Here is an 11,130-nt window from a genome sequence, read left to right as displayed (position 1 = left end):
CAAGCAGAACAATCACTTCTGCCACTCATCACCGCTGGCCACGTTGCCCGTCGCCGGCAGCGGATGCGTACTTTACGGATTTCCCCGGACCTCGACAAGCCCTTCCGGTAAAAAAATTCCAGGCCTCTCCGGCGAGTGATCCACAAGGGCCGGCAGCGGGCCCCTGTGGATGACCTCACGGCGAGGCGGACCGGCTGGCCCGGTCGAGCAGCGAGAGGATCGAGCGGTAGGGAATGCCCCCATGTTGGCTCAGGCCGATCTCGCAGGTCCGCGAGTTGGAGTAGCCGGCACTGCAACCCGCAACCTGCTCGGCCAGCCCCTCGAGCGCCGAGGCATTGAGCTCCGGGGTGTTGAAGCCCTTGTCGCCAGCGAAGCCGCAGCAGGTGATCTCCGCTGGCACCACGACGTCATGCGCACAGGCCTTCGCCAGCGCCACGAAGCGATCGGCCAGCCCCATGCGCGTACTGGAGCAGGTCACGTGGATCGCGACACGCTCGTCGAGTGGCGTGATCGAGAGCCTGGGTAGCAGATGATCGTGGGCGAAAGCCACCGGCTCCAGCAGGGTAAGCCGCCCGTCCAGGCGCTCCTGCATCTCCTGGGTACAGGGACTGGTATCGCTGAGTACCGGATAGCGACCATTCTGACTCGCCACCAGCAGCTCGCGATTGAGCTCCCGGGCCTTGTGCCTAGCCTCGTCGAACTGCCCCTTGGACTGGAAGGCCATGCCACAGCAGAGATGGCCGATCATCTCCGGCAGGATCACCTCGAAGCCGGCCTTGTCGAGCAGCGACAGGGTGATCTCCATCACCGAGCGCGACTCTTCATCACGAGGGTCGGCGCCGAATACTCGGGTCGCGCACGACGGCAGGTAGACCACCTTATCCCGTGAGGCATCGGCAGAAACCTGACGCTTGAGCACCCGGATCGGTGCCGCCCTGGGCAGTGCCGGGGTCCATTGGGGCAGCCGCTCACCACTCAACCAGCGCACTCCGCCACTCGCCTTGCCCATCAGGCCATCACCCAGCACCGTGCGGACGCCACCGGCCACGCTCAGGGCACCCCGAGCCATGCGCGTGACTCCGGAAAAATGCCGACCGACCCGACGGGCCATATCGGCCTTTCCCACGTGACGTTCACGGCGCATCTCGCGCACCAGGTCACCGGTATTGATGCCCACCGGGCACTGAGTGGCACAGAGGCCGTCGGCGGCACAGGTCTCGTCGCCGGCGTAGCGGTAGTCCTGCCGCAGCGCCGCCAGCCGCGTCGACTCCTCGGTGGCCCGCTGGCTACCCAGCGCCTCGAGGCGCGACATCTCACGAGCGATCGCGATGCGCTGCCGCGGCGTCAGCGTCAGGTCCTTCGAGGGACAGACATGCTCGCAGAAGCCACACTCGATGCACTTGTCGACGATCGGGTTCGTCGCCGGCAGCGGCTTGAGGTTTTCCAGGTGCAGGGTCGGGTTGCGGCTGAGGATCACCTCGGGATTGAGCAGGTTCCCGGGATCGAACAGCGCCTTGATCTGCCACATCAGGGCGTAGGCCTCGGCCCCCCACTCCAGCTCCACATAGGGCGCCATGTTGCGCCCGGTGCCGTGCTCGGCCTTGAGCGAGCCGCCATACTCGACGCCCACCAGATGCGCCACCTCGTCCATCAGCGCCTGGTAGCGCTCTACCTCACCGGGCTTCTCGAAGCCCTGGGGAAAGACGAAGTGCAGGTTGCCCTCCAGGGCATGGCCGAAGAGGATCGCCTCCGGGTAACCATGGCGATGGAAGGCGTCGGTCAGCGCCAGCACGCCCTCGTCGAGGCGCTCGACGGGAAAGGCCACGTCCTCGATGATCACCGTGGTGCCGGTCTCGCGCACTGCCCCCACCGCCGGAAAAAGCCCCTTGCGGAGCTTCCAGTAGCGAGCATAGGTCTCCTCGTCGCGGGTGAAGGCGACCGGCTCGAGGGCCTGGATGCCCTCGAGGGTCGCCTGCACCGCCTGCATCCGCGCCTCGAGCTCGGCCTCATCGTTGCCGCGCACGTCGATCAGCAGTGCCGCCGCTCCCCCAGGGAGCGTCCTGAGCACCGGCGGCATCCCCGGCTTGTCCTGTACCGAGCGCAGCGCGGCGCGATCCATGAGCTCCACCGCCGAAACCGGCGCCTGCTTCAGCGCGATGGTGGCTCGGCAGGTGGTGGCCATATCGGGAAAGAATGCCAGGGTCGCCGCCTTTTCGGGCTCGTCGACCACGCTGTGATAGGTGATGGTACTGATGAAACCGAGGGTCCCCTCGGAGCCGATCATCAGGTGCTTGAGGATCTCGATGCCGTCGTCGAAGTCCACCAGGCTGTTGAGCGCATAGCCGGTGGTGTTCTTGAGCCGGTACTTGTGACGGATCCGCTCGGCCAGTGCCTCGTTGGCCCGGGTCTCGACCGAGAGCCGCTTGAGCCCTTCGAGCAGCTCCCTGTGGGAGCGGCGAAAGGCCGCCACGCTCTCGGTATCCGCTGTGTCCAGCAGGCTACCGTCAGCCAGGATCACGCGAATATCGCGCACTGTGCGGTAACTGTTCTGGGCAGTGCCGCAGCACATGCCGGAGGCGTTATTGGCAGCGATGCCGCCGATCATGCAGCTCGCGATGGAGGCCGGATCGGGGCCGATCTTGCGCCCGAAGGGCGCAAGCAAGGCGTTGGCCCGGGCGCCGATCACGCCGGGCTGCAGGCGGATGGCCCTCCCCCCGTCGAGGATCTCATGATCGCGCCAGCCACGCCCGAGCTGGATCAGTACCGAATCGGTGACCGCCTGGCCGGAGAGCGAGGTGCCGGCGGCACGGAAGGTCACCGGCAGCCCGCGGGCACGACATTCGGCCAGCACCTTCTGCAACTCCACCTCGCTCTCCGGGCGCACCACCAATTGAGGGATCAGCCGATAGAAGCTGGCATCGGTACCGTAGGCCAGGGTGCGCAGCGGGTCATCGATCAATCGCTCGGCGGGTATCGTCTCGGCCAGCGCCGCCTTGAGCTCCTGCCATGGGGTCGGGGTCGTCATTCGCCTGCCTCCGTTGCGGTGCTGACATGGCGCACCAACACCACCAGCTCGCGAGGACCGTGCACGCCGTAGGCCAGGGTCTGCTCGATATCGGCGGTCTTGCTCGGGCCGGAGATCAGCAGGGCGTTGGTCGGCATCCCGCCGGCCCAGCGGTGGCCTTCGACCACGTCGAAGAAGGTGTCCTCGAGCGTATCGGCGTCCAGCACGGCGATGTGCAGCGGCGGCACCAGGCTGATCAGCCGGGGCTCGTCGGGGGTGGGCCACAACCACAGGCTGCCGGTCTCGGCGATGCCGCCGCGGGTCGAGGTCAGGCCGGCATCGACACGCTCGAACTGCTCACGCCGCCAGGATTCGATATCTCGATCGACGTCGACCAGCTCGACATCGGCACTGGCCAGGGCCGCACGTGCCTCGGCGGCGACCGGGTGCTCGCGCCCCAGTGCCAACCGACGCACGCCCTTGTTCGCCAGAACCCGGGCCAGCGCCGGGGTCCAATCGTCCCGGTCGGCATGGACCACCTCGCCATGCACCGAGGTGATCCACCGCTCGAAGCGCTCGAGACGCTCCTGCGGGCTCCAGCCGCGGTGAGTGATCACCGCGAAGTCGCCCTCGGGGGCGGTCAAGGGGCCGTCCGCGCGCTCGCGCAGCCGCTTGAGGATGGCATCGCGGGCGCTCATCGGCTCTCCTCCTGTGGCGCTTTCTCGGCGCGGTGGCGCCTGGCCTTGTGCTGTTTCACCAAGGCATGCAGGGTGGTGCCTGCCGGCTTGGGGGCGGTTCGGCAGTGGGTCCAGGGTCCCAGCTTCGAGGGCGTCAGTGCCTTGAGCTTGCCGGCCATGGCCGTGCCACCCCGCCAGGCGCCGGGGTGGGTGGCCAGCCACTGGAAGCCCTTCCAGGCGGCCACCTCCTTCCAGCTGCGCTTGACGCCGGCGCCGGGAACGTTGCCACGGCCTTCACCGACGGCCTCCTTGCGCAGGCGGACCAGCAGGTCGGGGATAGGGATCTTCACTGGACAGACCTCGCCGCAGGCACCGCACAGGCTCGAGGCCGTCGGCAGGTCCTTCGTCTCCTCCAGCCCCAGCAAGTGCGGCATCAGGATGCTGCCGATGGGTCCCGGGTAGGTGGTGCCATAGGCATGGCCACCGACCCGGGTATAGACCGGGCAGTGATTCATACAGGCGCCACAGCGAATGCAGCGCAGGGTGTCGAGGAGCTCGTCGTCCTGATAGATGCTGGAGCGCCCATTGTCGACCAGCACCAGGTGCACCTCCTTCGGCCCGTCATGCTCACCCTCCTTCCTCGGCGAGCTGATCATGTTGAAGTAGGTGGTGACATGCTGGCCGGTAGCCGAGCGGGTCAGCAGGGCATAGAGCGGCGGCACGTCGCGCAGATGCTCGACTACCTTCTCGATGCCGGTCACGGCGATGTGCACCGGCGGCACCGTGGTGGTCATACGCCCGTTGCCTTCGTTCTCTACCAGGCAGAGGGTACCGGTCTCGGCCACCGCGAAGTTGACCCCGGAGATACCCACGTCGGCGGCCATGAAACGCTCGCGCAGCTGGGCGCGGGCGGCGGCGGTCATGGTGTCGACGTCACGGGTCCGCTCGATCCCCGTCCTGTCGTGCATGATCTCGGCGATCTCGTCGGTATTGAGGTGGATCGCCGGCATGATGATGTGGGACGGCGTCTGCTCGTTGAGCTGCACCAGGTACTCGCCGAGGTCCGACTCCAGCGCCTCGATGCCGGCCTCTTCCAGGTGGGCATTGAGGTGCATCTCTTCGGAGACCATGGACTTGCCCTTGATCACCGCCTTGGCGTCATGGGACTGGCAGATGTCGCGGATGATGCGGCACGCCTCGTCGCCGTTCTCGGCCCAGTGCACGCGAATGCCGTTGGCCTGGCAGTTGGCCTCCAGCCGTTCGAGCAGGTCGGGCAACTTCGCCAGCGCCCTCAGCCGGATATCGGCACCGAGGTCGCGCAGCGTCTCCAGGTCCCAGTCGCTGAAGACGTCACGGCGCTTGGTCATCAGGCCGTCCATGGCCTTGCGGAAGTTGGCGCGAATCTGCGGGTTGCCCAGGGCGTCATGGGCCTGGCGATGGAACTCGCGGGGGGTATAGGTCTGGACCGAATCGCGCTGCACGCTCATGAGGTTCTCCGCCACAGATAGGAGGCAATGTGCTCACCCTCGAGGCGCTTGCCCTGATGGGCGAAGCGCCCCGCGATGTTCATCAGGCAGCCACAGTCGGAGGTGACATAGCGCTCGGCACCGGAAGCCTCGATCGCGCGGGTCTTGTCCTCGACCATGGCCGCGGAGACCTCCGGGTGACGCACCGCGAAGGTGCCGCCGAAGCCGCAGCACTCGGCGGCGCGAGCCTGTTCCACCAATTCGACCTGGCCGAGCTTGGCCAGCAGCGCCGGGCCGGTCTCGGCCAGACCCAGCTCGCGGCGCGCGCTGCAGGAAGTGTGCATCGCCACCTTCTCGGGTCGCCCCCGGTCATCGAACCGGAGATGGCAGACATGCACCAGGAATTCGGTCAACTCGAAGACCCGGCCCGCCACCTCGTGCGCCTGGGCCTCGCGTTCGCTGCCGGCGAACAACTGCGGGTAGTGGGTGCGCATCATGCCGCCGCAGGAACCGGACGGCACCACGATGGGCCAGGACTCCGGGAAGAGATCGAGCTGGGCCGCCGCCACCGCACGCGCCTCATCATGGTAGCCCGAGGTATAGGCCGGCTGGCCGCAGCAAGTCTGGTCCTCGGGAAAGAGCACCTCGATCCCTTCCCGCTCCAGCAGGCGAATGCCATCCAGCCCCGCTTCAGGGTAGAAGAGATCGATCAGGCAGGTACCGAAGAAGTAGACCTTCTCCGGCTTTGACGGGTAGCACTTCACTGGCGTCATCGGCAGAATCCTCGATGATGCCGTCGTCACGTCCGGCGAAGGCATCGGGCTGGTTGTCGCACTGGCCGGGAAATTGGTAAAACCAATTTACAACAGCGATGTTGCCGCACCTTAGGTGGCTACCCTCCCAGTGTCAAACCCGGGCCCGGTTTTTTTGCCTCCGGCGCTGCTATACTTTGGTATTATTCTTCTCCAGAAGGCAGCAACCCTTTGATCACATTGATGATCTCTAACTCCTCATGAACAGGAATTGCCAGTCATATTGGTAATACCAATTAATTGTGGTTATCATGACGCCCGCATCATGTTCCCAGGAGGCATGCCCATGGCCTACCAACCCGTCCGTCAGCCCCGCCTCGCCGACGTGATCACCGAACGCCTCGAGGCCCTGATTCTGGAGGGTAGCCTCAAGCCCGGCCAGCGTCTCCCGCCCGAACGGGAACTGGCGGAACGCTTCGGCGTATCGCGCCCCTCGCTGCGCGAGGCGATCCAGAAGCTGGCGGCCCGCGGCCTGCTGTCGAGCCGCCAGGGTGGCGGCACCTTCGTCACCGAAGAGCTCAACAGCGGCTACAGCGACCCGCTGCTGGAGATGCTCGCACGCCACGGCGAGTTCCACCTGGACCTGCTGGAGTTCCGTGACGCCATGGAGGGTATCTCCGCCTATTATGCCGCCTTGCGCTCCACCCCCACCGACAAGGCGCTGCTGATCAAGCGCTTCGAGGAGCTCGAGGCCAGCTTCCAGGGCCGCGACCCGGAACTCGAGGCCAAGGCCGACGCCGCCTTCCACATGGCCATCGCCGAGGCGGCTCACAATGTGCTGCTGCTACACACCATCCGCGGCATCTTCCACCTGCTGGAACGCAGCATCGTCGACAACCTCGCCCACCTGTTCGAGAAACCGGACTCCCGCCCCCTGCTGATGCAGCAGCACCGCGCCCTGCTCGATGCCATCCTCGAGGGCCGCGCCGAGGACGCCAGGGCCCGATCCCACGAACACCTGGTGTTCGTGGAAGAGAACCTGCTGGAAGTGGAGCGCGCCGAGACCCGTGCCCAGCGCGCCCTGCGCCGGGCCCAGGGGATGCCCTCTCCGCAGCGAGGCACGGTGAGATGAAGGCCCGTACCCGGCCACCGCGGCTCTCCCGGGCCTGGCGGCGCCTGCTGATCCTGCTGGTGCCCCTGGGCCTCGTCCTGAGCATGTGGCAGGCCGCCCAGCTGGCCCGCGAGCAGGCCCTGCAAAACCTGGTCCGCGAAGCGGAGAACGAGCTGCGCCTCTCGGCGGCGGGGCTCGAGGGCCACCTCTCACGGCATGATTACCTGCCACGGCTGCTGGCATCCCGCGAGGGCGTGCAACGCTTCCTGAGCTCCCCGCGAAACCAGGATGCCATGCCGCTCAACCTCCTGCTCGACCGCTTCCGCGCCACCGCCGACGTCTCCGACGTCTACCTCCTCGACCGCGACGCCAATACCCTGGCCGCCAGCAACTGGCATCTGCCCAACACCTTCATCGGCCAGAACTATGCCTTCCGCAGCTACTACCAGGACGCCATCGCCGGCGGCCAGGGCCGCTTCTACGGCCTCGGCGTGCAGTCGCTCGAGCGCGGCTACTACTTCTCCGCCCCGGTGTGGCTCGACGACACCTCCCCCGACGCCACCCCGGACGGAGTGATGGTCGTCAAGGTACTGCTCGACGCCGTGGAGGAGAGCTGGGCCGATCAGGATGCCGAGCTGCTGGTCACCGACGAGGACGACATCATCTTCATGGCCAGCCGCCCGGAGCTGCGCATGGCTGCCCTCCACCCGCTCTCGGACGAGGAGCGCCGGGCACTGCTCGACACCCGACGCTACGCCGACGAACCCTTGTCGCCCTCGGGCCTCGAGGTCCTCGAGGCCCGCGGCGACGAGAGCCGTCTGGTGAGTTTCTCCCGGGGGCCGCTGGCCGAGGGCAGCTACCTCAGCCTGTCGCGCCCCCTGGAGGAGTTCGGCTGGGACATGCACATCCTCAAGCCACTGACCCCGGTGAGCCGCGCCCAATGGCTCTCGGCCCTGCTCGCCGGCGGGCTCTACGGGGTGGTGGTCCTCGGCGGCGGTATCGGCTGGCAACGCCTGCGCCTGCGCCGCGAGCGGGAGCAGTTCGCCGAGCGCGAGCGCCAGACCCTGGCCAGTGCCCGGGACGAGCTCGAGCGCAACGTCGAACGTCGTACCCGCGACCTGGTCGAGACCAACCGGCGCCTCTCCGGCGAGATCGAGGAGCGCCGCCGTGCCGAGGCCAACCTGCGCCAGACCCGTGACGAGCTGATCCAGGCGGCCAAGCTCGCCGTGCTCGGCCAGCTGGCCGCCGGCATCAACCACGAGCTCAACCAGCCGCTGGCGGCGATCCGCGCCTACGCCGAGAACGCCCGCTCCTTCCTCGAGCGCCAGCGCCTCGAGGCGGCGAGCAGCAACCTGGAGCAGATCATCGAGCTGACCGCCCGCATGGCGGAGATCAGCGCCCAGTTGCGACAATTCTCGCGCAAGTGTGGCGACAGCCTGACCGCCGTCTCGGTACCCTCCTGCTTCGACTACGCCCTGCGGCTCTTCCAGGCCCGGCTGCGCGACGCCGGGGTCGAGGTAGAGCGCCACTGGCCCGAGGGCGACGTCTGGGTACGGGCCGACCTGGTCCGGCTCGAGCAGGTGCTGGTCAACCTGATCGGCAACGCCCTGCAGGCGATGAGCGATGCCCCCGACCCGCGGCTGACCCTCGCCATCGACCAGGACGACGAACGCGTCACCATCGGCGTGGCCGACAACGGCCCCGGTATCGCCGAGGAGAACCTGGCCCGCATTTTCGAGCCGTTCTTCACCACCAAGTCACCGGGCAGCGGCCTGGGGTTGGGGCTGTCGATCTCCTCGCGCATCATCGACGACCTGGGTGGGCGCCTCAGCGCCGGCAATCGCCCTGGTGGCGGCGCCCAGTTCACCATTATCCTGCCCCGCGACAGGGGCGCCCATGGCACCGACCGGACCCACGACCAGGAGAGTTCATCCCATGCATGACCAGGCGGCCACGCCGGTGATGATCATCGATGACGAGCCCCATCTGCGCATCACCGCCGGCCAGACCCTGGAGCTGGCCGGCTACGCACCCGTTCCCCATGCCAGTGCCGAGGCGGCTCTGGAACACCTCGCCCCCGACTTTCCCGGCGTGGTGGTCAGCGATATTCGCATGCCCGGCATGGACGGCATGACGCTGCTGCGCGAGGTCCGCAGCCGCGACCCGGACCTGCCGGTGATCCTGATCACCGGCCACGGCGACATCTCCACCGCCGTGGAGGCGATGCGTGACGGCGCCTGGGACTTTCTCGAGAAACCCTTCGCCGGCGAGCGGCTGGTGGAGGTGGTGCGGCGCGGCGTCGAGAAGCGCCGCCTGAGCCTCGAGAACCGCCGCCTCAAGGCCGAGCTCGAGGCCCAGCAGAATGCCCCGGGGCCCCGCCTGGTCGGCCGCACCGAGACGATGCAACGCCTCGCCTCGATGGTCCAGCGCATCAGCCAGGTGGAGACCGATGTGCTGCTGTTCGGCGAGACCGGCGCCGGCAAGGACCTGGTGGCCCGCGCCATCCACGAACGCAGCCAGCGCGGCGGCCGCCCCTTCGTCGCCATCAACTGCGGCGCCGTGCCCGAGAGCATCATCGAGTCGGAGCTGTTCGGCCACGAGAAGGGCGCCTTCACCGGCGCCGTGGAGCGTCGCATCGGTAAGTTCGAGCATGCCGAGGGCGGCACCGTCTTCCTCGACGAGATCGAGTCGATGCCGCTGGCGCTGCAGGTCAAGCTGCTGCGAGTGCTGCAGGAGCGCTGTGTCGAGCGCCTCGGCTCCAACGAGCCGGTGCCCCTGGACATCCGCGTGATCGCCGCCACCAAGGTCGACCTCAAGGCCGCTGCCGAGGCGGGGCATTTCCGCGAAGACCTCTACTACCGACTCAACGTCGTTACCCTGCCGATTCCCGCCCTCCGCGAGCGGCGCGAGGACATCCCGCTGCTGTTCCAGCACTTCGCCGTGGTCGCCGCCAACCGCAGTGAGCTGGAGTGCCCGCCGCTCGATGCCGCCGGCATCTCGGCGCTGCTGGCCCACCACTGGCCGGGCAACGTACGCGAACTGCGCAACCTGGCCGAGCGTTATGTGCTGCTCGGCGCCACCTGCAACTATCGCCTCGACGCCCTGCTCGAGGGGGTCGAGAGCGACACCGGCGACATGGCCCTGCCCCAACAGGTGGAGCTGTTCGAGAAGAGCCTGATCAGCCAGTCGCTGGCCCGTCACCGCGGTCGCATCGGCGAGATCTGCGAGCAGCTCGGGCTACCGCGCAAGACCCTCTACGACAAGCTGAAGAAGTACGGGCTCAAGGCCGAGGACTACCGCCAGAGCGCCGAGCCCTGAACGAGCAGCTCGTGCAACGACGACCAGGGTGGCAACCAGGGTGTCAGGGCGATAGTGAACGCCAGCATGAGCATCGAGTTGCCCGGTTCACGATAGTCGAACAGCTTGAACGCCGTACCGAAGGAGCGCTTGATGCGCGCCCCGACCAGGTCGACGCTGTAGAGCTCGTCGAGCAGCAGGTGGATCAGCGTACCCAGGATCAGCGCCAGCCCCTGGGCCCAGGCCAGCCAGGCGCTCTGCGAGAACCACTGATAGCTGGCCGCCGTGGCCGCCAGCCCGCACAGCAGCGAGGCCAGCAGCGAATGCCAGATCCCGCGATGCACGGAGAAGCGCTTGAATAGCGCACTCAGCGCATAGCGCACGCCGATATACAGCCCGCCGCAGGCGACGACGATCGCCCCGGGGCCGAGCCGCCCCTGCAACAGCAGTGCACCACCCACCACCGCCAGCACGGCGAGCAGGTTGAAGATCAGGCGGATGGCATGGGAGTTGTCGGCGTCGATATCCGGCAGTATCCCGCCGAAGGTGGTCAACACGGCCAGGGAGGCGGCTTCGGTAGCCGATAGCTGGGTGGCCTGCCAGCCAGTGATACCAAGCAGCGCGCCACCGGCCACGGCGGCGCCGAGGTGGATACGAAAGTCGGCCATGTGTCGAGACCCGTCGAATACTGGATGGAAATGGCTATGTTGGTATCTGTTGTTGGTTACCGCCGATCGCCGCACGAAGCCACGCTTCTTCGGCTGGCTTGGCGGTTTCAAACAGTCGCCGCCATGCCAGGTAATTCGGTAAATACGCTGTCCCC

At 67.2% G+C, this 11,130-nt stretch carries 8 protein-coding genes and 1 pseudogene; 3 read left to right on the top strand and 6 right to left on the bottom strand.

All coding sequences use genetic code 11. The features are described from left to right. Positions 1-175 precede the first annotated feature (175 nt). From AC5W54_RS21940 to AC5W54_RS21925, 4 genes are read right to left on the bottom strand one after another with little or no spacing between them, the layout of a single operon-like run. Entirely contained in the window at positions 176-3,025 is a 2,850-nt protein-coding gene (locus AC5W54_RS21940; RefSeq protein ID WP_495964228.1) for an FAD-binding and (Fe-S)-binding domain-containing protein, read from the bottom strand. Then, the gene (locus tag AC5W54_RS21935) at positions 3,022-3,702 is read right to left on the bottom strand and encodes a LutC/YkgG family protein (protein ID WP_495964227.1); all 681 of its coding nucleotides are present in this window, start codon (positions 3,700-3,702) and stop codon (positions 3,022-3,024) included. The genes AC5W54_RS21940 and AC5W54_RS21935 overlap by 4 nt, the downstream gene beginning before the upstream one ends. Next, positions 3,699-5,168, bottom strand: a complete 1,470-nt coding sequence (locus AC5W54_RS21930) for a LutB/LldF family L-lactate oxidation iron-sulfur protein (RefSeq protein ID WP_495964226.1) — start codon at positions 5,166-5,168, stop codon at positions 3,699-3,701. Before AC5W54_RS21930 ends, AC5W54_RS21935 begins: the two co-directional genes overlap by 4 nt. Continuing rightward, the gene (locus AC5W54_RS21925) at positions 5,165-5,920 is read right to left on the bottom strand and encodes a (Fe-S)-binding protein (RefSeq protein WP_495964225.1); all 756 of its coding nucleotides are present in this window, start codon (positions 5,918-5,920) and stop codon (positions 5,165-5,167) included. The genes AC5W54_RS21930 and AC5W54_RS21925 overlap by 4 nt, the downstream gene beginning before the upstream one ends. A gap of 325 nt (positions 5,921-6,245) precedes the next feature. Between AC5W54_RS21925 and AC5W54_RS21920 the strand changes: the two genes are divergently transcribed. Genes AC5W54_RS21920 through AC5W54_RS21910 form a run of 3 tightly spaced genes read left to right on the top strand, consistent with a single transcriptional unit; the run spans position 6,246 to position 10,328 of the window. After that, positions 6,246-7,031, top strand: a complete 786-nt coding sequence (locus tag AC5W54_RS21920; RefSeq protein WP_495964224.1) for a GntR family transcriptional regulator — start codon at positions 6,246-6,248, stop codon at positions 7,029-7,031. After that, entirely contained in the window at positions 7,028-8,953 is a 1,926-nt protein-coding gene (locus AC5W54_RS21915) for a sensor histidine kinase (RefSeq protein WP_495964223.1), read from the top strand. The genes AC5W54_RS21920 and AC5W54_RS21915 overlap by 4 nt, the downstream gene beginning before the upstream one ends. Then, positions 8,946-10,328: a sigma-54-dependent transcriptional regulator gene (locus AC5W54_RS21910; protein ID WP_495964222.1), complete on the top strand. Its 1,383-nt coding sequence runs from the start codon at positions 8,946-8,948 to the stop codon at positions 10,326-10,328. The genes AC5W54_RS21915 and AC5W54_RS21910 overlap by 8 nt, the downstream gene beginning before the upstream one ends. Here AC5W54_RS21910 and AC5W54_RS21905 read toward each other — a convergent pair. Together AC5W54_RS21905 and AC5W54_RS21900 are read right to left on the bottom strand one after the other, a co-directional pair. Next, positions 10,304-10,975: a metal-dependent hydrolase gene (locus AC5W54_RS21905; protein ID WP_495964221.1), complete on the bottom strand. Its 672-nt coding sequence runs from the start codon at positions 10,973-10,975 to the stop codon at positions 10,304-10,306. The genes AC5W54_RS21910 and AC5W54_RS21905 overlap by 25 nt on opposite strands. A gap of 34 nt (positions 10,976-11,009) precedes the next feature. Beyond that, positions 11,010-11,130 (bottom strand): annotated as a pseudogene (locus AC5W54_RS21900) (IS1595 family transposase); the annotation flags it as partial.

The organism is Halomonas sp. LMYGS-3 (assembly GCF_059509875.1).
This window is presented reverse-complemented; position numbering and strand designations above follow the sequence as displayed.